Annotated in this window: 20 protein-coding genes and 1 pseudogene; 12 read left to right on the top strand and 9 right to left on the bottom strand. The window is 51.6% G+C overall.

Annotated features, from left to right (window positions below):
* Window positions 1-180: 180 nt before the first annotated feature.
* The 3 genes from QGM61_RS08480 to QGM61_RS15350 are packed head-to-tail and all read right to left on the bottom strand — an operon-like array spanning window position 181 to window position 1,450.
* Window positions 181-678, bottom strand: coding sequence for a hypothetical protein (locus QGM61_RS08480; RefSeq protein WP_281132694.1), 498 nt, complete (start codon window positions 676-678; stop codon window positions 181-183).
* 1 nt (window position 679) lies between these two features.
* On the bottom strand, window positions 680-1,195 hold the full coding sequence (locus QGM61_RS08475) for a type II toxin-antitoxin system HicB family antitoxin (protein WP_281132693.1): 516 nt from the start codon (window positions 1,193-1,195) through the stop codon (window positions 680-682).
* 3 nt (window positions 1,196-1,198) lie between these two features.
* Entirely contained in the window at window positions 1,199-1,450 is a 252-nt protein-coding gene (locus tag QGM61_RS15350) for a type II toxin-antitoxin system HicA family toxin (protein ID WP_411268757.1), read from the bottom strand.
* 394 nt (window positions 1,451-1,844) lie between these two features.
* On the opposite strand from QGM61_RS15350, the gene QGM61_RS08470 reads away from it, so the two are divergent.
* From QGM61_RS08470 to QGM61_RS08435, 8 genes are all read left to right on the top strand, one after another.
* Window positions 1,845-2,462: a restriction endonuclease subunit S gene (locus tag QGM61_RS08470; RefSeq protein ID WP_281132692.1), complete on the top strand. Its 618-nt coding sequence runs from the start codon at window positions 1,845-1,847 to the stop codon at window positions 2,460-2,462.
* A 2-nt stretch (window positions 2,463-2,464) separates the two neighbouring features.
* Window positions 2,465-4,003, top strand: coding sequence for a type I restriction-modification system subunit M (locus QGM61_RS08465; protein ID WP_281132691.1), 1,539 nt, complete (start codon window positions 2,465-2,467; stop codon window positions 4,001-4,003).
* Window positions 4,004-4,015: 12 nt separating this feature from the next.
* Window positions 4,016-4,876, top strand: a complete 861-nt coding sequence (dinD, locus tag QGM61_RS08460; RefSeq protein WP_281132690.1) for a DNA damage-inducible protein D — start codon at window positions 4,016-4,018, stop codon at window positions 4,874-4,876.
* 62 nt (window positions 4,877-4,938) lie between these two features.
* The gene (locus tag QGM61_RS08455; protein ID WP_281132689.1) at window positions 4,939-6,141 is read left to right on the top strand and encodes a restriction endonuclease subunit S; all 1,203 of its coding nucleotides are present in this window, start codon (window positions 4,939-4,941) and stop codon (window positions 6,139-6,141) included.
* Window positions 6,141-7,520 carry a KAP family NTPase gene (locus QGM61_RS08450; protein ID WP_281132688.1) on the top strand — a complete coding sequence of 460 codons (1,380 nt, stop codon included), beginning with the start codon at window positions 6,141-6,143 and terminating at the stop codon, window positions 7,518-7,520. Before QGM61_RS08455 ends, QGM61_RS08450 begins: the two co-directional genes overlap by 1 nt.
* Window positions 7,521-7,544: 24 nt before the next feature.
* A complete protein-coding gene (locus QGM61_RS08445; RefSeq protein ID WP_281132687.1) occupies window positions 7,545-8,252 on the top strand; it encodes a UPF0149 family protein in 708 nt (235 codons plus the stop codon).
* Window position 8,253: 1 nt separating this feature from the next.
* Complete coding sequence (locus QGM61_RS08440; protein ID WP_281132686.1) at window positions 8,254-11,544, top strand: type I restriction endonuclease subunit R; 3,291 nt, start codon at window positions 8,254-8,256, stop codon at window positions 11,542-11,544.
* A gap of 5 nt (window positions 11,545-11,549) precedes the next feature.
* Window positions 11,550-12,305 carry a M48 family metallopeptidase gene (locus QGM61_RS08435; protein ID WP_281132685.1) on the top strand — a complete coding sequence of 252 codons (756 nt, stop codon included), beginning with the start codon at window positions 11,550-11,552 and terminating at the stop codon, window positions 12,303-12,305.
* A gap of 310 nt (window positions 12,306-12,615) precedes the next feature.
* Here the strand turns inward: QGM61_RS08435 and istB are convergent.
* A pseudogene (gene istB, locus QGM61_RS08430) lies at window positions 12,616-13,149 on the bottom strand (IS21-like element helper ATPase IstB); the annotation flags it as partial.
* 53 nt (window positions 13,150-13,202) lie between these two features.
* Entirely contained in the window at window positions 13,203-14,150 is a 948-nt protein-coding gene (locus QGM61_RS08425; protein ID WP_281132684.1) for an IS3 family transposase, read from the bottom strand.
* A gap of 6 nt (window positions 14,151-14,156) precedes the next feature.
* On the opposite strand from QGM61_RS08425, the gene QGM61_RS15345 reads away from it, so the two are divergent.
* On the top strand, window positions 14,157-14,492 hold the full coding sequence (locus tag QGM61_RS15345; protein ID WP_411268759.1) for a response regulator transcription factor: 336 nt from the start codon (window positions 14,157-14,159) through the stop codon (window positions 14,490-14,492).
* On the opposite strand, the gene ggt is transcribed toward QGM61_RS15345, so the two are convergent.
* On the bottom strand, window positions 14,474-16,300 hold the full coding sequence (gene ggt, locus QGM61_RS08420) for a gamma-glutamyltransferase (RefSeq protein ID WP_281132683.1): 1,827 nt from the start codon (window positions 16,298-16,300) through the stop codon (window positions 14,474-14,476). The genes QGM61_RS15345 and ggt overlap by 19 nt on opposite strands.
* A gap of 350 nt (window positions 16,301-16,650) precedes the next feature.
* On the opposite strand from ggt, the gene QGM61_RS08415 reads away from it, so the two are divergent.
* On the top strand, window positions 16,651-16,896 hold the full coding sequence (locus tag QGM61_RS08415) for a hypothetical protein (RefSeq protein ID WP_281132682.1): 246 nt from the start codon (window positions 16,651-16,653) through the stop codon (window positions 16,894-16,896).
* A gap of 4 nt (window positions 16,897-16,900) precedes the next feature.
* On the opposite strand, the gene QGM61_RS08410 is transcribed toward QGM61_RS08415, so the two are convergent.
* The 3 genes from QGM61_RS08410 to QGM61_RS08400 all read right to left on the bottom strand — a co-directional run bounded on the left by QGM61_RS08410 (window position 16,901) and on the right by QGM61_RS08400 (window position 19,718).
* Entirely contained in the window at window positions 16,901-17,293 is a 393-nt protein-coding gene (locus tag QGM61_RS08410) for a DUF4345 family protein (protein ID WP_281132681.1), read from the bottom strand.
* A gap of 88 nt (window positions 17,294-17,381) precedes the next feature.
* Window positions 17,382-18,665, bottom strand: a complete 1,284-nt coding sequence (locus tag QGM61_RS08405) for an EAL domain-containing protein (protein ID WP_281132680.1) — start codon at window positions 18,663-18,665, stop codon at window positions 17,382-17,384.
* 138 nt (window positions 18,666-18,803) lie between these two features.
* Complete coding sequence (locus QGM61_RS08400) at window positions 18,804-19,718, bottom strand: LysR family transcriptional regulator (protein WP_281132679.1); 915 nt, start codon at window positions 19,716-19,718, stop codon at window positions 18,804-18,806.
* 168 nt (window positions 19,719-19,886) lie between these two features.
* Between QGM61_RS08400 and QGM61_RS08395 the strand changes: the two genes are divergently transcribed.
* Both QGM61_RS08395 and cysD read left to right on the top strand, forming a co-directional pair.
* Complete coding sequence (locus tag QGM61_RS08395; protein ID WP_281132678.1) at window positions 19,887-20,375, top strand: hypothetical protein; 489 nt, start codon at window positions 19,887-19,889, stop codon at window positions 20,373-20,375.
* Between the two features lie 14 nt (window positions 20,376-20,389).
* Window positions 20,390-21,316, top strand: coding sequence for a sulfate adenylyltransferase subunit CysD (gene cysD / locus QGM61_RS08390; RefSeq protein WP_281132677.1), 927 nt, complete (start codon window positions 20,390-20,392; stop codon window positions 21,314-21,316).
* Window position 21,317: the final 1 nt, after the last annotated feature.

Here is a 21,317-nt window from a genome sequence, read left to right as displayed (position 1 = left end):
CGGGGCGATTCAGATTAAAGTTTAGAGGCAGGACTAACCAATACTGTTTTGCAGCTTAGGCGCAAGAGAACAGGTAGCAGGGGTGGCAGGTGTTTATCTTGACTGTCTATTTGCCCAAACTTTGCTGAAGACGGATCAAAGTCGAACCTCGACTTCGAGGGTGGGGTGCTCGATCAAATATTAGTCCTCCGCGTCAGATTCGGCATCTTTTCTTGTGGTCGGTGTTTGGATTTCAAGCAGCTCACGAAAATCCACAGGAAGGGCGAACCCGCGGTAATCAGTTTTCCAAATTGCGTCTTCGACTATGATTCGCATATCATCATAAACCAACGATAATATCTCAACTACGTAAGTTTCCCCGATAGGTGCTTTAGGTTCGAACCCCTCTCTGAACCTGGCCACCATTCTGACCTGGATTTTGCCGCTCAAAGCCAGTGAATCGCGTGATGGATTCTCGGAGTCAAAATTATGGTGATCGTGGTCATGCATATCGAAGTTTAGAGTAAACAATATGCTCAAATTGTCGTCTATGCTGTATTTTTCTTGATAGTTCTCGTCTGCGATATTCAACATCAAGTACACGGCCATGTGTTTAGGTCTTGGCTGAATTTGCTCTAGATTAAAGCGCGTTAAGACCTTCTTTTCTAGGCGGATTTTGTCGATGAAAGACGCTTTCATTTTAGATCTGCCCGATGGGTCGCCGTGCGCCCATGAATTTAACGCGCTCTGACCCAAGTTTTGCGGCGCTATCAACTTCCTTGGCCACAAGGTTCGCAGCACCGGTCATATCCTCATATCCGAATTTATACATATGAGTGTGTTGATGATGGTTGTGAACAACAAATTTTCCATCTGGATGATCGAGGTATGTTCGGCAGGCTTTGACAACCAGGGTATTAAGTTTCAATCCTTCTTCTGCTGCACGATATACAAGCCTTTTGTGCATTGTTTGATCCATGCGAACGTTAAACTGACCTGTAAAAGTTTTGTCCGGCTCCTTTCCGATCTCTTCGCACATAGCAAGATAATCATCAACAGCCTCAACAAAACTCTGGGTCAATTCATCCAGATCCTTTCCCTGATAAAAAATTGAATCATTGATATATTGAACATTGCCAAATAACTTACCGCTTTCAAAATCAGGTTTCACTGTTCCAAGGTAACCTTTATGCTTCAGCAGCTCCTCTGATTTCATTGGCTACAGCTCCCTCAGATCTTGCAATATATTGATGAATTCTAGTCGCGCGCCAACCACCAGCTCATCACCGGGATGCGGTTTGTGGAACATGTGAATGCGCTTTGTCTTAGGATGAAAAAAAGCGGTCCGAGACCCGCTTCTTTGTTTTATTTCATAACCGAGATGTTTCATGATCGCACAAAGCTCCGTCCATGTGACAACCCTGCCTGGATTCGCCTTGATTTTTTCTAGTGCCTTGCTTCCTGCAGTCAAAGTTTAGTCCCCTAAGCTCAAAATCGCAAGCTAATGTAACTAATATTTAGTTACAGGTTTTGAGATGAAGTCAGGCATTCATTGCCTGGCAATCATAAAACACTTATGTGGTAGTCGATATCGTCCGCGCATCAGCAAGAAACTCGTGCCAATATTCCGGATTGCTATCACGATCGTCATCTCTAGAAAGAGGCGCATTTTACCAACATCCTATTGATTCTTCGGCAATTGCATGACGATAGCTTGATTGTTGCTATTGGGCAAGTGCTGCTAGATTCGGCCTTCCATGCCTAGGAAATAGAAATTGGCAGCATTATTTTCTTGACCCAAGCCTAAGCTGGGCAGAAAATATGCGGTAGGTGCTCTACTGCTATATAAATAAATCGAGCTATACATGATACTGCCCCACAACCTGACAAGTCTGGCTCAGATCGCCGATATCCGATCGGGGTTCACCTTTCGCGGCAAGATCGAAGAGCTTAGCAACGGTAATGCCTACGTGGTCCAGATAAAGGATATACGCCAGCGCCAGGATGTGACAGGTGTCGACCTGCTCGACGTAAATCAAATGCCTCAGATTCAGTGGGATGGGCGCGCAAAGACTCTAGTCACACCTAATACCGTCCTGCTACCAGCTCGAGGGGGTTATTTCCGCGCGGCATACACCGGTGCCGAGACAAGTGCTCTGCCCGTGGTCGCCAGCAGCCAAGTCATTCTTATCCGGCCAAGATCTGCCAAAGTGACCGCAGAATTCTTGTGCTGGTCGCTGAACCAACCCCGAATGCAGCGATACCTGGAAGACATCGCCAGCCAAGGCTCCAGTATACCGATGCTTAGCACAGCTGCTGCCAGAGCGCTAAAACTGGATATTCCCAGCCTGGCAACTCAGCACAAGATCTTGCACCTCAACCGGATCTGGGCGCAGGAGCAGCAGCTCACACGCGACTTATTGAATAATAGAGAACGCATGCTGCAGGGCATGTTTTTGCAGCTACTCAAGGAAAAGAACTGAACATGAGCAATCACGACAAAATCAATCAGGACAGCATCAACAAAACCCTGTGGGCCGCCTGCGACACGTTTCGCGGCACCATCAGCGCCGACACCTACAAGGATTTCATCCTCACCATGCTGTTCCTCAAGTACATCTCCGATGTCTGGCAGGACCACTACGACAGCTACAAAGACCAATATGGCGACGAGCCGGAGCTGATCGAAGAGATGATGAAAAACGAGCGTTTTGTGCTGCCGAAAAATGCCAGCTTCTACACGCTCTATGAGCACCGACACGAACCCGGTAATGGCGAGCGAATTGACCAGGCCCTGCACGCTATCGAAGAAGCCAACGGCACCAAACTCAAAGACGCCGGCAAAAGCGTTTTCCAGGACATCTCCTTCAACACCGACAAACTGGGCGAGGAAAAGCAGAAGAACACCATTCTGCGTCACCTGCTGGAAGACTTCGCTAAACCCGAACTCGACCTCAAGCCCAGCCGCGTCGGCACCCTCGACGTGATTGGCAACGCCTACGAATACTTAATCAAGAACTTCGCTGCCAGTGGTGGCCAGAAAGCTGGCGAGTTTTATACACCGCCCGAGGTGTCCGATCTGATTGCCGAACTGCTCGACCCGCAACCGGGCGACAGCATCTGCGATCCAGCTTGTGGGTCGGCCTCACTGCTGATGAAATGCGGCAGTAAAGTGCGCACTCATCACAATAGCAAGAACTATGCGCTGTATGGCCAGGAAGCCATCGGCTCCACCTGGTCATTGGCCAAAATGAACATGTTCCTGCACGGCGAAGACAACCACAAGATCGAATGGGGCGACACTATCCGCAACCCCAAGCTGCTGAACAAAAACGGCGATCTGATGCTCTTTGACATCGTCACTGCCAACCCGCCGTTCAGCCTGGACAAGTGGGGTCACGACGAAGCCGAGCACGACAAATTCAGCCGCTTCCGCCGCGGCGTACCACCAAAAACCAAGGGTGACTATGCCTTCATCCTGCACATGATCGAAACCCTGAAACCCAAAAGCGGCAGAATGGGTGTTGTGGTACCCCACGGCGTGCTGTTCCGAGGTTCAAGTGAAGGCAGGATTCGCCAGCAACTTATTGAAGAGAATCTGCTGGACGCCGTCATCGGTCTGCCAGAGAAACTGTTCTACGGCACCGGCATCCCGGCAGCCATTCTGATATTCAAAAAGTCAAAATCAGATAAAAAGGTACTGTTTATTGATGCCAGCCGCGAGTTCAAAGCAGGCAAAAACCAGAACCTGCTGGCCGAGGACAATATCCGCAAGATCATCGACACCTACCAGGCCCGCAAGAGCGTCGACAAATACGCATATCTCGCCAGCCTGGAAGAGATCAAAGAGAACGACTACAACCTCAATATTCCACGCTACGTCGACACCTTTGAAGAAGAGGAAGAGATCGACCTGATGGCGGTGCGTGCCGAGCGACTAAAACTGAAGGCCCAACTGGCTGAATTGGAAACGGAGATGGAAGGTTATCTGGCCGAATTGGGCTATCTGGATGCCACTAAATAAGGACTTGATGCCATGGAACAGCAACAGATTCAAACGCTGACCACAACCTTTGAAGGTCATGCCCAGCAAACCGACACCGGCGTTGAGTTCTGGCTGGCACGGGATGTTCAGCACCTGCTCGGCTACGGCAAATGGGACAATTTCCAGAGCGTGATCAGCAAAGCTAAAACCGCCTGCGAAGTCAGTGGTCATGCGATCTCGGACCATTTTGCCGACGTCGGGAAAATGGTCGAGCTGGGTTCTGGCAGTCAGCGCGAAATTGACGATGTGATGCTCACCCGCTATGCCTGTTACCTGATCGCCCAGAACGGTGACCCCAGAAAGGCCGAAATTGCCTTCGCCCAGACCTATTTTGCTATGCAGACCCGCCAGGCCGAGCTGATTGAGCAGCGCTTGCTGGAGGCCGAGCGGGTGCAGGCTCGCCAGAAGCTGTCAGCCACTGAAAAGGAGCTGTCCAGCGTCATTTTTGAGCAAACTGGCGGCAACCAGAACTTCGCCCTGATTCGCAGCAAGGGTGATAGCGCCTTGTTTGGCAGCAATACCCAGACCATGAAAGCCCGCTGGAAAGTGCCCGATAACCGCCCCCTGGCAGACTTTGCGCCAACCATCATTCTCAAGGCCAAAGACTTCGCCACCGAAATCACCATTCACAATGCACGCACCAACAACATGCAAAGCGAGCAGGAAATCTCCAGCGAACATGTGACCAATAATGAAGCGGTACGTCAGACGCTCATCAAGCGCGGTATCCGTCCAGAAAGTCTGCCACCGGCAGAGGATGTAAAGAAGGTTGAGCGACGGTTGGCGTCAGCGGATAAGAAGTCATTGAAAAATCCGGATACGTTGGGGCTTGAAGATAATGGAAACGACTAGAGAGATGTGCCGTAAAACGACCTTGCAGAAAAACATGCCCTTTTACCGTGGAGAGTTATGTCGTGGCACGTAGCCTATCTCAGGAAAAAATCCCAGCCGGTTGGAGATACGACCTTCTGGATAGATTTGCAACTCGCTGCAGCGGTCATACACCCAGCAAATCCTTTCCTGAATATTGGGGAGGCGGCATAAAGTGGATTTCACTAGCGGACAGTTATCGACTGGACAAAGGTTACATTTATCAGTCGGATAATGAAATCTCAGATACCGGATTGAAAAATAGCTCCGCCGAACTACACCCGGCGGAGACAGTAATCCTGTCACGAGATGCCGGCATTGGTAAAAGCGGCGTTATAGCAGTACCCATGGCCGTCAGCCAACACTTTATTGCATGGAAATGCGACAACAACAAAACAATCAACAGCTGGTTCTTATATAACTGGCTTCAATTGAATAAAAAGGAATTCGAGCGGCAGGCCGTTGGCTCTACTATCAAGACAATAGGGTTGCCATATTTCAAGAAGCTTAGAATTGCTTTGCCTCCGTATGCAGAGCAAAAGAAAATCGCCCAAATCCTCTCCACCTGGGACAAAGCCATCACCACCACCGAACAATTGCTCACCAACAGCCAGCAGCAGAAAAAAGCCCTGATGCAACAATTGCTCACAGGCAATAAACGCCTGCTGGATAAGAATGGGGTTTGCTTTAGTGGAGAATGGAAACACAGTTACCTCAAACAACTTCTGGACATATCCAAAGGGGTCCAACTTAACAAGGACACCCTCTCCAAAGCAGGTGCTTTTCCTGTAATAAATGGGGGAGTAGAACCATCAGGATACACAAGTGCATTCAACACCCAGGCAAACACAATAACTATCAGTGAAGGTGGAAACTCATGTGGTCATGTTGGCTTCCAAACTAAGAATTTCTGGTGCGGCGGACATTGCTATGCCATCAAAAATTTGAAAATAAATCCCGCCTTCGCGTACCACCTGCTTAAATTCAATCAGATTAGAATAATGAGACTTCGTGTTGGCTCAGGCCTTCCAAACATCCAAAAGAGAGACTTGGAGTCGTTGAACGTCAACTTTCCCTCAGATTCAGAGGAGCAGCAAGAGATTGCCTCCATTCTGTCCGCTGCCGATGAAAAAATAGAAATTCTGCAACAGAAACTCGACGCTCTTAGGAAAGAAAAGAAAGCCCTGATGCAGCAAATACTAACTGGAAAACGCAGAGTAAGCGTTTGCAATGGAGGGGATCACTGATGTCTCAGGATATGAGTCAGCTACGATTTCATGGTGACGATGGTCGCGACGAGTTCAAACGCGCACAGATCGCTGAAAAAGTCATTGCGTTATTAAAATCAGACATAAACGTTTCTCCAATGGTGATTGATGGTCATTGGGGTACTGGTAAAACGGAATTCTGCTTTAAGTTGATCAACGAAATTGAAAATGAGCATGACGGATACAGAACGCTATACATAAATGCCTTCAAAGCTGATCATGCCGACAACCCACTGATGACTATTCTTGGCGAGGTGCTTGGCTTACTGCCCGAGGGCGAGCAACGAGAATCTTTTATAGCCAAGGCGATACCGGTTGCTCGATATGGCATACAAACAGCACTTAAAGCTGGCGTCAGTCATCTACTACGAAAAAATTTCGATGAAATAGCTGAAGGCTTGGAGCAGCATCTTGAAGATGCTGCCGGCAAAGTAATTGACGCATCAGTATCGGCGCTATTAAAAGATCATGAAAAATCTGAGGAAAACATAGCGGCGCTACAAATATGTCTAATGGATATCTCCAAAGATGAGCCAATTTTAATCTTCATAGATGAACTTGATCGATGCAGACCTGACTTTGCAGTAAAGATGCTCGAAGTGGTCAAACATACTTTTGATGTAACAGGTGTTAAGTTTGTTTTGGTGACGAATAGCCACCAACTAAGAGCGGCTATCAATCATTGCTATGGTGACGCCGTTGATGCGCAAAAATATCTCGATAAATTTCTGAAGTTTCGATTTTCTTTGCCTGAAAAAGTACCGTCGGATGTTACGGATAACTTGTTCGCTGCTGTTTCTCATTGTCACTCGCTCATTATTCAAAGCGACGCGCTAAAGGATACAGGAATCGCCGACAGAGACGGTAATTTTGGCTTTCTCAGAGAATTGATTCAGACTCAACACATGACCTTGCGTGAAATAGAAACACTTGTCCGACATTTTGAAATATACCAAACCTTGTCGTCTTACAAAGGCTTTGATAGGGGCTTAATCTTCGGTGTTATGATTCTTAGAATGTTTGCTGTTTATATTTTTTGCATGAAGCCTGAAATAGCTCATTCCATTTCACAAGGGCGAGCCGATGCAAAGGAAATCGGAGAAATCCTTGGCATAGCGAGCTTACCAGATTATCAAGAAAGTAGTGGCGAATACCCAACGTATAGTGAAGTTACCACTGTAATGATAGCCAATGACTGTCCAGTGAATGCCGAGTTGTATCAGTCGCAGGACCCGGAGAAACTTAGGTTCTGGAAAAGTATGATTGCCCAATCATGGGGTGGACGAGTGGTTCATCCGGGTCTGGCAATTCGGCAACTAAGCGACGTCTTGGCGATACTATCATTGGAAAGGCTATAAGAAATTCAAAGATGGGGCGATGACGTGACTGACTACATAAACGGATCCGACATCGATTTCGTCGGAGACATGCTCATGAAATACGGCAACGACGACTCCATTCTGGATGTCTCGGAGCTGGACGGTTTCCTTACGGCCATTGTCTCCGGCCCCAATATGATTATGCCTAGCCAGTGGCTGCCGGAAGTGTGGGGTGGCGCAGAGAATTCTCCGGCATGGGAATCTGAGCAGGAAGTTAGACGCTTCATGAGCACGGTCATGGCGATGATGAACAGCTCAGCTTCCTGTTTGGTGGATGCACCCGAAGAATTTAACGCGATGTTCAACATCAACTATGCGGCCGAGCCGGAAGTAATTGTCGCGGAAGAATGGTGTTTTGGTTATATGCGCGGTGTGCGCCTGGGTAATTGGCCGGAGCTGCCTGACGAGATAAACACCTGGCTGGAGGCGATTGCGCTGCATGGGCTGGAGGAAAATTTCCCGGTGCTTGAGCAATTGACGCTGGAGGAGCACCAGCGGACAGTGGCCGAGATAGAGCCGGCAGTTCGCAAACTGCATAAATACTGGCTGGACAAACGCGCTCACCTTGCGCCCGCCCATCGTGCCAGTGTTAGCAGCAAGACAATGACGAACGTACTGCCGTTTGTGCGCTCACAGCCCAAAATCGGGCCGAATGCGCCCTGCCCGTGTGGTAGCGGAAGGAAATACAAGAAATGCTGTGGGGCGCATTGATATGGTAATCATCCCTAAATTCCAGGAAGAGTTCAGCGCCAAGCTACCGGCTCTCACCTTACTGAACAACCTGGGCTGGTCCTTCCTGTCGCCCGAACAGGCGCTAGCGGCGCGCGGGGGCAGACAGGATGAGGTGGTATTACGCCAGATACTGCGCACTGAACTGCAGAAACGTACCTTTGGTTTTGCTGGTCAAACCTGCTCATTATCCGATAAAGCCATCGATAACCTGATTGCTGAAGTGTGTAGTCCCGCTCTCAACGAAGGGCTGCTGGCAGCCAATGAGCGGCTATACAACCACCTGCTCTACGGCATTTCCGTCACTGAATTTGTGGATGGCAAAAAGGTCAATCCAACGGTCGCCCTGATTGACTGGCAAAACCCGGCCAATAACAGCTTTGTGTTTACCGAGGAGTTTACGGTAACCCGCTCTGGCGGCGTGGAGGCGCGGCGCCCGGATATTGTGTGTTTTGTGAACGGCATTCCGCTGGTAGTCATCGAGGCCAAGCGGCCTGACGGCAATGCTAAAAAAGGCCCAACGATAGATGAGGGTGTCTCGCAAAGTCTGCGCAACCAGCGCCATGACGAGATCCCCCTTTTATTTGCCTACACCCAGTTGTTGCTGTCCATTAATGGCAATGAGGGCCGTTATGGTACCTGCGGCACGCCAGCAAAGTTCTGGGCGTCCTGGCGAGAAGAAGACATCTCCGATGCCGAGATGTACGTCACCAAGAACAAGGCCTTGTCGCAAGAACAACTAGCCGGTCTGTTCAGTCACCGACCGGCAGCAGATATGCATTGGTATAAAAATCTGATTGCCGGTGGCGAGCTTGCTGTGACGGGCCAGGATCAACTTCTGATTAGTTTGTTAAGTCCGGCGCGGCTGCTGGAGATGATCCGCTTTTTCACTCTGTTCGATAAAAAGGTCGGCAAAATCGTTGCCCGGTATCAACAGGTATTTGGCATAAAACGTCTGATTGATCGTATCAATGTCCGCCGCCCGGATGGCGGGCGCGAGGGTGGCGTGATTTGGCATACCACTGGCTCTGGCAAGTCTTTCACCATGGTGTTTTTGAGCAAGGCGCTGATCCTGCACGACAGCCTGAAGCAGTGCCGTATTGTGGTAGTGACGGACCGGGTAGATCTGGAAAATCAGCTCAGTAAAACCTTTGCCTCTGGTGGGGAGCTGGCGGACAAAAAAGACAAAGAAGCCGCTATGGCTACCTCCGGCAAGCGCCTGGCTGAGCAGATTGGCAAAGGCACTGAACGGATTATCTTCTCGCTCATCCAGAAGTTTAATACTGCCACTAAACTGGCAGAGTGCGTGAATACCAGCGCAGACCTGATTGTGTTGATTGATGAGGGGCATCGCAGTCAGGGCGGTGAAAACCATATCCGCATGAAACAAGCGCTGCCAAACGCGGCGTTTGTTGCTTTCACCGGCACACCATTGCTGAAGGATGACAAGACTACCAACAAGTTTGGCCCTATTGTTCATGCCTACACCATGCAGCGTGCCGTGGAGGACCGAGCAGTGACGCCGCTGCTTTATGAAGAGCGTATACCTGATCTGGATGTCAATGAGCGCGCCATCGACAGTTGGTTTGACCGAATTACAGAAGGTTTGTCTGATCAACAGAAAGCCGATCTGAAGCGGAAGTACGCTAAGAAAGGTCAGGTATACGGCGCCGATGACCGCATTCGATTGATCGCGCTGGATATCGCCAATCACTTTGTTAAAAACATCGATGACGGGCTAAAGGGCCAGTTAGCTTGTGACAGTAAAGCCGCCGCCATCAAGTATAAAAAGTACCTGGACGAGGCAGGTCTGTTTGAATCTGCCGTGGTCATGAGCGCACCGGATACTCGCGAAGGTAATACTGAAGTGGATGAGTCAACCGCGCCAGAGGTCACACAGTGGTGGAAATCAACCGTGGGCTCTGGCGATGAACAGACTTATACCAAGCATCTGATCGAACGCTTCGATAAAGACGAATCGCTAAAAATTCTGATTGTGGTTGATAAGCTGTTGACTGGTTTTGATGAGCCTAAAAATGCAGTGCTATACATCGATAAGCCGCTTAAAGAACACAGCCTGATTCAGGCCATTGCGCGAGTGAATCGGCTTCACCCGAAGAAGAAGTTCGGCTTGCTGATCGACTATCGCGGTATTCTGTCTGAGCTCGACACCACTATTCAAAAGTACCAGGATCTGGCCTCGCGTACCCAGGGAGGCTACGACATCAATGATATTGCCGGCCTGTATAACCAGATGAGCACCGAGTACAAGCGCCTACCGCAACTGTACAAAACCCTATGGGCCACATTTGACGGTGTGAAGAATAAAAATGATATTGAGCAGCTGCGCCAGGTGCTCGTTCCGAAAATAGTGGATAGGCAAGGCGAGCTGGTGGATGCAAACCTGAAGGTGCGCGAGGACTTCTACGAGGCCTTGACCGCGTTTGCCAGCTGTCTGAAAGTTGCGCTGCAGTCCGCCACATTCTATGAAGACAAAAGTTTCAGCGACGACGACCGGCGGCACTACAAAGAGACGGTCAAACAGCTTTCCAGCCTGCGTCAACTCGTGCAGCAGGATGCTGGCGAGAAGATCGACTATGACGAATATTCCGAGCAAGTCAAAAAGCTGCTGGATAAACATGTGGTCGGTGTCGAGGTTAGGGAACCCGGTGGCGTCTATGAAGTTGGCAAAATGGGCCAGCAGCAAGACCCAAAAAACTGGAGTGAGGAAAAAACCCGTAATGAAACCGACATTATCAAAACACGGGTCACGCGAAAGATTGAGCAAGACCTAAGGGATGATCCCTATGCCCAAGAGGCTTTCTCCAAATTACTCCGCCAGGCCATTGAAGAGGCTGAAAAACTATTTGATCACCCGCTGAAACAATACATGCTTTTTTGTGAGTTCGAGGAACAGGTTCAGGATCGCCGTTTGCCTGACATACCAAATGCATTCAACGGCAATCGTCACGCCCAGGCCTACTTCGGCGTCTTCAAGAAAATATTGCCCGAGGCATTCACAATCGTTGATCAGCAAGCCCAAGATAAATGGGTGAAACTGGCGTTTGAGATTGACCAGGCCGTTGAAACGTCAGTCGCAGAAAACTCCATCAATCCGCAAAACATTGAGGCCGACATTCGCAAAAAACTGTTGCCGCGCATGTTCCAGGAATGCAAAGCCATCGGCGGCGGCATGGATCAGGCCAAAAAAGTCGTGGAAATGATTGTACAGATTACCCGCGTGGGGCTGAATGCACACGCCAGCGCCTATTAACCGTTATGAACGTACCCATAAAACCCAAAGGCCAGACGCTGACCTTTAGCTACGGCGATGAACGCATCGAGTTTGAGCGCGTCAGACGTGAACACTCTAACGGCAAGGTGCTGATAAAAGTACATCCGGATTGCAGGATTGTGGTGTCTGCGCCAGAAGAAGCCGCCAATGATGCAGTGATTGCCGCCGTAAAGAAACGCGGGCGCTGGATATATCAGCAACTACGAGACTTTCGGGCACGATCTGAACACATCGTACCTAGGCAATACATTAGCGGCGAAAGCCATTATTACCTTGGCAAGCAATACGTGCTGAAAGTTATCGAAGCGCCTGATCAGACTCAGAGCGTCAAACTATTACGCGGACATTTACAGATCACCGTGCGTCAGAAGAGCAAGGAAGCGGTCACGGCACTGCTTTCAGACTGGTATAAATCCAGAGCAAAAGACGTATTCGCGAAGCGCCTAGAGGCGATGCTTGAGCACGCTCTATGGGTCAACTTTCGACCACCGATCAGAGTGCTCAGCATGCAAACCCAATGGGGCAGTTGCTCACCCAACGGCCGCATTACCCTGAATCCGCAGCTTGTCAAAGCTCCCCGCACCTGTATAGATTACGTCATCCTGCATGAGCTTTGCCACATCGCCGAGCATAATCACAGCGAACGCTTTTATCGCTTAATGAGCCAGGTGATGCCTAATTGGGAGCAGACCAAGGAGCGGTTGGATGCAATGGCAGTACTCATCACTAGTCTACGCTAACGACAGGTTCACTCAAAAACAGTTTGCGTCGCCAAAGAGCCCACGATAGACATCATTTATCGCTTTCTTTAGAAGATGTTTTGGCAACCCTGTCGACGAACGAATTACATTAAACGCATGTTTTCTCGATTGCCTGACACTGGGGGCACTAACCCCAGCGAAATATTCAAGTGCTAGCTGCCTGGCCATTCGCGTTTTGCGTAGGCGAAGTTCTTCCCGGTAGTCTTTGTATTTTCTACCGATGTCAGATGTCAATGGCCAATAATTTTGACCCACTTTTGGCCAATAAAATTGACCCACCCAGTTTCGTTTAACTCATGGTTTTCTGCTTCAGCCGGTAGCTTTCACCACCCAGCATAAACACATGCGAGTGATGGATGATCCGATCGATAATCGGTACCGCCACGTTGTCATCATGAAAGAACTCGCCCCAGGCGGTGAAGTCCTTGTTGGTTGTCAGGATGATGGAGCGGTACTCGTATAAACCGTTGATCAGTTGAAACAGGTTGTAGCGAGCCTGCTTGGTCATCGGCAGGTAGCCCAGCTCATCAATGATGAGCAGATCGTATTTGATCAGCTAGCTGATACGTTTTTTCAGCTGGCCTTTCATCTCGGCCAGCTCCAGCTCTTCAACCAGATCCAGCGCGTTGGTGAACAGCACACGGTAACCAGCCTCGACGGCCTTGTGGCCAATCCCAATGGCCAAGTGGGTCTTACCCACCCCCGGCGGTCCGATGAACACCAGATTCTGGCGCTCTTCGATAAAGTTAAAGTCCAGCAGCGCACTGATCTGGCGCTTGGTGACGGTCGTCTGATGCCTGTAATCAAACGCTTCCAACCGCTTCTCTGCCGGGAAGGTGAATCGCCCCGGGTTTCCTGGAGGCCATTTGGTTTAAGTTACGCCGCTTGAGCCATTGGTTCACTCAGTTGGCGGTAGTAGGTTGCCTCAGCTTCTGCCGGAGGTATATACCCGATGCTTTCCAACAGCCTGTGTTGATTGAACCAGGTCACCCATTCCAGTGTGGCCAGCTCCACGGCTTCACGACTTTTCCACGGCGCCCGGCGATTTATCAGTTCGGTTTTGTACAAGCCATTGATCGTTTCTGCCAGTGCGTTGTCGTAGCTGTCACCTCGACTGCCAACCGATGGCTCAATACCAGCCTCAGCCAGTCGTTCTGTGTAACGGATAGAGACGTATTGCGAGCCGCGGTCACTGTGATGAATCAGTGCATCGGTTGGCTGACGCGCATACAAGGCCTGCTCCAACGCGTCCAGTACAAAGTCTGTGCGCATGCTGGTACTGACACGCCAGCCAACGATGGAACGAGCAAACACATCAATCACGAAGGCCACATAGACCCAGCCTTGCCAGGTAGAGACATACGTAAAATCAGACACCCACAGCTGGTTGGGTCTGTCCGCATTAAATTGCCGATGAACCTTATCCAGCGGGCATGCCGCGTTCTGATCAGGGATCGTGGTACGCACAACCTTGCCGCGTCGGGCGCCCTGTATGCTCATGACTTTCATCAACCTTTCCACTGTGCAGCGCGCCACTGTGATGCCTTCGCGGTTAAGCTGACGCCACAGTTTGTCAGCGCCATATACCTGGAAATTAGCGTTCCACACACGGCGAATCTCAACCATCAGCTCCTCGTCACGTTTGGCTCTGGCGCAGCGCAGCTGCGGGCTGCGCTGGCACGCGGCATAGTGCCGATAACCCGATGGGGCAATCGACTCGATTGCAGCCCACAGGGATGGATACTCACCGCGATGCTCCAGCACCATACGCACGGCGCGCTCGCGGACCTCAGGGGAAAATCGGTTTGACTTTGGTTTGCTCATGGCTCCATTCTCTCAGAGTTAGGAGCCTCCAGGAAACCCGGGGCGATTCAGCTACGCACTGTACAGAATAATAGAAAACCCAGCCCTCAATCGCTGCCGCTGACCATTCGAGAGCAGGATGTTCTGCGTGAGCTTGCGCAAGGCAAAAGCAACAAGAAAATCGCCAGAGCGCTGTCCCTCAGTCCGCACACAATTGACGGTTACGTGAAAGACATTTATCGAAAACTTGGCGTTTGCAACCGCTCCATGGCGACAGCGGTTGCATTCCACCACGGGATGCTGAACCCCCTTCCTCCGATCGTCGACACGCTCCAACGCGCCCACTACCACCCCACAGCCTGACCATCCTTGCGATGATCCGACCCCGCCCGATAAACACCGTTAACTGGTGACACCTGATCCCCCGCCGCCGGCGGCATCGTCCCCGGCATTGGCGTGAACAAAATCGCGTTGTAGCCACCAACGGCACTGCCGTCTACGACACGTAAATCATGGCCTTTGCCGCGCAGGGCACTACCAACGAGATTGTAGAGTTCCTGCTCAAGAGACAGAACATTCTGATTCTGACTGTGCGTGAAACGCGCAGCATCGGTGGTCATCTGTACATTCATGCCATGGTCAATCATGTTCACCAGATGTTGAACATGCGTTTCGGGTTGTACACTGCCGCCCATGTTGCCAAAGGCCATGACTGCCTGATCGCCCTGAGTCACAAATCCGGCCATGATGCTGTGGAATGGTCGTTTGCGAGGCGCTACCTGATTTGGGTGCCCGTCTTCCAGAGAAAACCCGGATCCACGGTTATGCAGAATGAATCCATAGGGGGCAACTGTCGCTCCGCTCCCGTAGACTGAAAAAACACTATGCACCAAGGACACCATATTGCCCCAGCGATCGGCCGTGCTCATGTAAATCGTTCCGCCGTCCAGCCCACCTTTAGTTGCAGGCGGCGTGGCTCGGTCCATGTCGATTCGTGCACACTGATCGGCGGCATAGTCTTTGGCCAGTAGCCGATCCAGCGGGATGTCCACAAAATCAGGATCAGCGTTGTAGGCATGCAAATCTGAGTAGGCGATCTTTTTTGCTTCAACCATAAAGTGCCAGTAGTCGGGATTCGCGGGGCCCAGTTCCGCCAGACGCACATCATGCACCGGCGCGCAGACCTCCAGCAGGTTAAGCATCTGGAGTGCCGCAAATCCCTGCCCTGGCGGTGGCAGCTGATGGACTTCATACCCGCGGTAATCTGTTGTTACCGGCTCCACCCACTCCGGCGTAAATTCCGCAAGATCGTCGAGCGTCATCACCCCGCCGTTGGCCTGAACCTTCTCCACAATCGCCTCGGCAATGGGTCCGCGGTAAAACGCGTCGGCGCCCTGCGCCTGAATCAGCCGCAAGGCCTGCGCCAGTCCCGGATTGCGAATAATGCTGTAGAGCGGTGGCGGCTCGCCATCAACCAGAAAAGTTTCAATGGTGTCGGAATCACTTCTGATACGATCCAGCGAACCCATCAAATCAGCGTGACGGCGCTCGCTCAGAGCCCAACCGTCCTCGGCGATCGTTGCTGCACGGTTTAGCGTCCGCTGAAACCCCATGGTCCCGAACCGTTGCAGCATCGCTTCATAACCGGCGATGGCGCCCGGTACCGTGGCACCGTTTACACCACGATTGGGTACACGCTCTACCTGCAGCGTATCGGCGAAAAATTCGGGGGTCCAAGCCTGCGGCGCCCAGCCCGCCGCAGCGATACCGTACAGCTTCTGCTCACTGGCGATCCAGATTAATGCGAACAGGTCACCGCCAATACTGGTGTCATTAGGCGACGTCACGTCCAGCACCGCACTGGCGGCAACAGCCGCATCTATGGCATTGCCCCCCTGCATCAGGATCTCCAGACCCGCCTGCGAAGCCAGCGGATCACTGGTGGCCACCATGCCATGTCGCGCAAGTACTTCCGATCTGCCCTGCGACAGCCAGCCCTGTGCCCGCGAACCGGGCACCGCCGAAACCATGGCAGACGGTGCCGCCACTGTCTCGGTGGGAGCGCCAAAGGCGTTTGGTGACTGAGCGAGACTGGTCTCCGGGCTGAGACCTGAAATGATTGATACCAGCAATAAGTAAAAACGACGAGCGTTAGATTTTCGTTCACGCATAGATGGCGTTCCTGCTTTGATTATTGTTATCAGGCTTGTTGTGAATTTGATCATGCATCTAGAATGCCAAACCGCTAAAAACGTCACAGCCAGACAGCACGTGGTCCGCGTGGTTGAGCTGAATATAGGCGTGTTATTTCAGGCACTGTTTGAGTGCATGACGCCTTGATACGGCGCACAGAAAAGCAGCCTCCAAGTCATAAGCCGCAACGCGCCATGGAGCTCGCTGCAGGGCATTTGGGTGGAATGACGCCCCTGAATGCTGTAAAAAGGAAGACAAGACCACTGAAAAGTCGCCCCCGGACGCACATGTTGCGCTCTAAAGTAGACAGAGGGAGGTCACACCCATCATGAACAAGTTCGACGATATCCTTAAAGATCCAGCATGCAGTTTTGATACGCCCGCTGATGTCCTGGCGGCAGACGAATTCAGCAAGAGCCAGAAAATCGAGATTCTGCGCCGGTGGGATGACGATGCGCGATTATTGCTGACCGCGCAGTCGGAAGGCATGAAACAGGGTAAGAGCAGCGCGGAGGTACTCACAGAGATTCAGGCAGCTCTCGCCGAACTTGGCGCCGAGGTGGGTGATACCTGATCTGTTATGCCTGTACAGCTCTGTATGACTGCCACAGAGCCATCGCTGCCAGCACGACTGTGACCGTCTCATAGGCCAGTGCACCCCATGTATACAGTGTGAGCGCGTCGTTGGTGATGACAGCAGAAATCAGTCGTGCCAGCGCCAGCATGCCGATACCAATGACAAGAACGGCAAGTCCGCCACGATAGTATTCCGGGCGGAAAATGGCCAGCAGGCAGAACAGCCCAACACCCGTCTGCAGACCGCCGTACATGGAGCCAATTTCTGCATAGGCATTGCCGTTGGTCATCACCAGTCCGGCGTAACCGGCCGGAACCGCAGGATTGACCAGACTGACCAGGCCATACGCAATAAACACCATAGTTGAGAGAGCCAGAATAAATTTGCCAAGCATGGTTAACGCCCGTTGAGTCGGTTTGTCATTAACTACGCAGAATCGGGTAAAAGAGATCGCTTTGTTGGTCTGCTTACAATACGCGGCCTTAATCTCCCGACAGGATATCGCAACAGACAATAAAGTCTTCACCGTGCAGGCGGGTAAGTACCGATAGTGTGATGCAAAGGGTGCCGTCCGACACAGAGAAGTACGGCTGTGTCATCTGCACGTTCCCCGGATTGTTGACCGCATTGACATAATAGTCACGACGTTTCCAGCTTGCCCCTTGCGCATTGGCCAGCGCATAAAGTCTGTCTCTGCCTTCAATCTGGATAGTGGGGCTGTTGATGTTGGCATGACACTGTTCTCCATCGAGCGCCAGCTGATACAGGCGGATGCTATGCGGCAGTTTGAACATGAGCTGGGAGATGTCTTCGAGCTGATTCTTCTTTTGTGCACCAACAGTTAATGCTGCAAATCGGTTGCGGTAGGGCTCGAGGCTTTCGCGCTTGCGCTCCTGGATATACAGATTCAGCTCGTCGAATTCATTGTACAGCTCTTTCCACAGACCGCGGCGCGTCGCAATGGACTCGGACAGCAGAAACGGACGTGCGAAGTAATAGCCTTGAATCAGATCAACCTGTGCATCCATCGCGGCCAGGGCCTCATCGGTCGTTTCCACGCCCTCGGCCAGCACCAGGCACTTACAGTTGTGCAGCATGCTGGTAATGCCTTTCAGCAGCTCTTTGACGCTGGTGTCCTGGCCAGCCTTTTTCAGCATGCCTCTATCCAACTTGACGATGTCCGGCTGGATACGCCAGATGCGCTCGAAGTTGGAATGCCCGGCGCCAAAGTCGTCAATCGCAATCAGAAAACCCAGATCCTTGTACTGTCCAATAGTCTGCTCCAGCTCGATTTCATCCTCGATGCTGGATTCGAGTATTTCGATTACAACGCGGTTTGGCGTGTAACCATACTGCACCAGCAGATCGTTAAGAAAGCTGGTGTAGCGCGCACAACGGCTGAGTGTAGATGGATCGACATTAAGGAACAGCCAGGCGTCGGGCGGATCCAGTGCATGAAAGTTCTGGAGATGGACTTGCTGGCAAATCAGGTCCAGCTGATGAACAGCCTCTCCCTGACGCCTGTTGAACAAAGCAGCAGGCGATACCGGATTGCCCTGCTCGTCAACGGCTCGCACCAGCGCCTCCAGCCCTACAATGCGTTTGTGAGCGATGCTGTAAATGGGCTGAAATGCGGAATACAGTCGGCGGCTTTCGAACTCCAGGTAGCTATTCCCGTGATAAAAGCCTGACTTTTCAACAAGCTGTGCGACATGCTCGGCGACCGCCGAAGCTGAATGATCGATAGCTTTCAAATTGGACTTCATTGGATTGTATCTACTGCGTCAAAAGGATCAGTCCTTACAAGATAACAGGCCTTTGTGTTCTATCGGCCGTAACATGGGATTCTGCAACTGTTTTTGCATCAATGAATTTCTTTTCATCCAGGCATCGCCTTCACACTCTTAAGGACTGGTCTCGACGCGTGTCTTGAAAAGACTGTCCTGCGCCGAACGACTGATTGCTTCCAGTGCCGGATGCTTCAAACGCCGCTCCGGCGTGATGGCATAATATCGACAGGTGATCGCCGTTGTCACGCCGGCAATGACCACACCATGTTGCCTGGCCGCCTGTTCTCTGATGACCTCCGGAGCCGGAAAAAGCCCCACTCCTTCCTGACCGAACGCCTTCATCAATCCTGAATCGTCAAATTCAGCTTTGATCTGAGGTGAAATGTCCATGTCACCAAACCAGCGCTCCAGTGCGGGCGGCAATGCGCTGTCCGGTCCTGGCATCAACAGCGGTGCGCCGTCCAGTGACATGGGAAAATCTGGTTTGACGGTTTCGGCAAGCTCGGGTGTACCGTAAAAGGCTAGTGAGCATTCACCTAACAGGTGATTATAACCCTTGACGCCGGTGTCTGCGGACAACGGACGATCTGCAATCACAAGGTCAAGGTTATGGATGGCCAGCTCGGCAAACAGGGCATCGAGCCTGTCTTCATAGCAGTTTAACCTGACCGGGGATGGAAGCTGCAGCGCCGGGGACAACAGACTGAAGGCGATTGATTTTGGCACTACATTGGACACACCCACACGCAGCAGAAGCTCAGAATGGTGCTGTCTGCTCTTGAGCCGTGCTTCCAGCGCCTTGCCCGTCTGAAAGATCTCCTCGGCATGAGCGAATACAAGGTCACCAGCGGGCGTCAGCTTGAGCCGTCGCCCACTCTGGATAAACAGGTCGACACCCAGTGACTGCGCCAGCTCTTTGACCTGACCACTGATGGTCTGCGGCGTCAAATGCAGTTGCTCGGCCGCCCGGCTCACGCCACCGTGCTTTGCCACGTTCCAGAAGTAATACAGCTGTTTGTAGTTCATCATACGGGAGTTTCATCAGTTTTTAACGAATGATTGTTAAAATTTATTCGATTTTTATTTAACAAACAACTGATAGAGAATGTCGGACTTGCCGTTTACCTGCATCAGTATGTCTGTCTGTTTATTGCCACTGGTCTAGTGACAACAGTCAGAACAATAAAGAGGAAAACAGTGAACAACTGGCTGATTGTAAGAAGTGCCGACGACCTGCCTGTCGCCCTGCAACACATAAACAGCATGATCCTCGCCAATTGGAGCCAGCCTGGCGGCCAATTGCCTTTACATGGCATCTGGATCGATTCATCGCTGGCATCTGGTCTGCCGGGCGCAGACAGCGAATTCACAGTGCGAGAATCGATTGGTGTGCAGGGCATCTGGCAACTTTGCAGCCTGCAGGGCACAGATACCCGGACTGGCACATCTGCGGCGCCACAAGATGTTCTGGCTGCGTTCGCGCGGCAGTCACGGGGCGAATCTTCTCGGGCCAGGCCACAGCTCATCCCGATTGTCAGCGTGATGTCAGCCACCGGCACTGACCCTTCGCCAATTGATCATTTGCTCGCTTTTGCCGAATCAAACAGTATCAGCGTGCCGGCTATCTGGTATCAGGATGCGCTATCCGGTCGCTGCCACCCGACAGACAGAAGCGTGATTCACTAAGCTGAGAACAGCCAATGACACAGACAACACTGGCGCACCTGCGCGCACTCGAAGCCGAAGCCATCCACATCATGCGCGAGGTGGCCGCCAGCTACCAGAACCCGGGCCTTTTCTATTCAATCGGTAAAGATTCGACAGTACTGTTACATCTGGCACGAAAAGCGTTCTACCCCGGAAGGATTCCATTCACACTGCTCCATGTTGACACCGGCTGGGAGTTTGCCGAGATGGCGCAGTTTCGCGATGAGATTGCGCAAAGACTGCAATTGAAGCTGGAAGTACACATCAACAGAGAAGCCGTAGAACAGGGCATACACCCCATCACGTCCGGGTCGGTCGCATACAACGATGCGATGAAAACCCAGGCCCTCAAGCAGGCACTGGCACGCCTGAAGTTCGATGCCGCCATTGGTGGTGCAAGGCGTGATGAAGAGCAGTCACGGGCAAAAGAACGAATTTTTTCCGTGCGCGACAAGAACCAGGTTTGGGACCCCAAGAATCAGCGGCCAGAGTTATGGAATGTATACAACACGACGCTGAGGGCGGGAGAATCAGTGCGGGTGTTCCCGTTATCCAACTGGACTGAACTGGACATCTGGCTGTATATCCTGCGGGAAAACATTGACATCGTATCTCTGTATTTTGCCAAACCCCGTCTGAGCTGGATCTGCGAGAGCAGCGGACAGATTTTTGCCATGGACGATGAGCGCATGCTGCCTTTCCTGACACCCGCAGAACGCGAGTCGCTGGAGGAAAGAAGTATCCGCTTTCGGACACTGGGCTGCTATCCGCAGACAGGTGCAACACCCAGCATGGCTACCTCGGTATCTGACATTATTCAGGAACTGCTTCTATCCAGGACCAGCGAGCGCGAGGGACGGACGATTGACAAGGACCAGGCGGGGTCCATGGAACGCAAGAAGCGCAGCGGATATTTTTAGG

The organism is Pseudohongiella sp. SYSU M77423, from assembly GCF_029911965.1.
In the GTDB taxonomy this organism is placed as follows: domain Bacteria; phylum Pseudomonadota; class Gammaproteobacteria; order Pseudomonadales; family Pseudohongiellaceae; genus Pseudohongiella.
The sequence above is the reverse complement of the archived record's forward strand: the minus strand, read 5'-3'. Positions and strand labels throughout refer to the sequence as shown.

Bases quoted from the DNA above. Each gene is read 5' to 3' on its own strand.
- QGM61_RS08480 (WP_281132694.1), bottom strand. From the start codon at position 678: ATGAAAGCGTCTTTCATCGACAAAATCCGCCTAGAAAAGAAGGTCTTA.
- QGM61_RS08475 (WP_281132693.1), bottom strand. From the start codon at position 1,195: ATGAAATCAGAGGAGCTGCTGAAGCATAAAGGTTACCTTGGAACAGTG.
- QGM61_RS08470 (WP_281132692.1), top strand. From the start codon at position 1,845: ATGATACTGCCCCACAACCTGACAAGTCTGGCTCAGATCGCCGATATC.
- QGM61_RS08465 (WP_281132691.1), top strand. From the start codon at position 2,465: ATGAGCAATCACGACAAAATCAATCAGGACAGCATCAACAAAACCCTG.
- dinD (WP_281132690.1), top strand. From the start codon at position 4,016: ATGGAACAGCAACAGATTCAAACGCTGACCACAACCTTTGAAGGTCAT.
- QGM61_RS08450 (WP_281132688.1), top strand. From the start codon at position 6,141: ATGTCTCAGGATATGAGTCAGCTACGATTTCATGGTGACGATGGTCGC.
- QGM61_RS08440 (WP_281132686.1), top strand. From the start codon at position 8,254: ATGGTAATCATCCCTAAATTCCAGGAAGAGTTCAGCGCCAAGCTACCG.
- QGM61_RS08435 (WP_281132685.1), top strand. From the start codon at position 11,550: ATGAACGTACCCATAAAACCCAAAGGCCAGACGCTGACCTTTAGCTAC.
- QGM61_RS08425 (WP_281132684.1), bottom strand. From the start codon at position 14,150: ATGAGCAAACCAAAGTCAAACCGATTTTCCCCTGAGGTCCGCGAGCGC.
- ggt (WP_281132683.1), bottom strand. From the start codon at position 16,300: ATGCGTGAACGAAAATCTAACGCTCGTCGTTTTTACTTATTGCTGGTA.
- QGM61_RS08415 (WP_281132682.1), top strand. From the start codon at position 16,651: ATGAACAAGTTCGACGATATCCTTAAAGATCCAGCATGCAGTTTTGAT.
- QGM61_RS08410 (WP_281132681.1), bottom strand. From the start codon at position 17,293: ATGCTTGGCAAATTTATTCTGGCTCTCTCAACTATGGTGTTTATTGCG.
- QGM61_RS08405 (WP_281132680.1), bottom strand. From the start codon at position 18,665: ATGAAGTCCAATTTGAAAGCTATCGATCATTCAGCTTCGGCGGTCGCC.
- QGM61_RS08400 (WP_281132679.1), bottom strand. From the start codon at position 19,718: ATGATGAACTACAAACAGCTGTATTACTTCTGGAACGTGGCAAAGCAC.
- cysD (WP_281132677.1), top strand. From the start codon at position 20,390: ATGACACAGACAACACTGGCGCACCTGCGCGCACTCGAAGCCGAAGCC.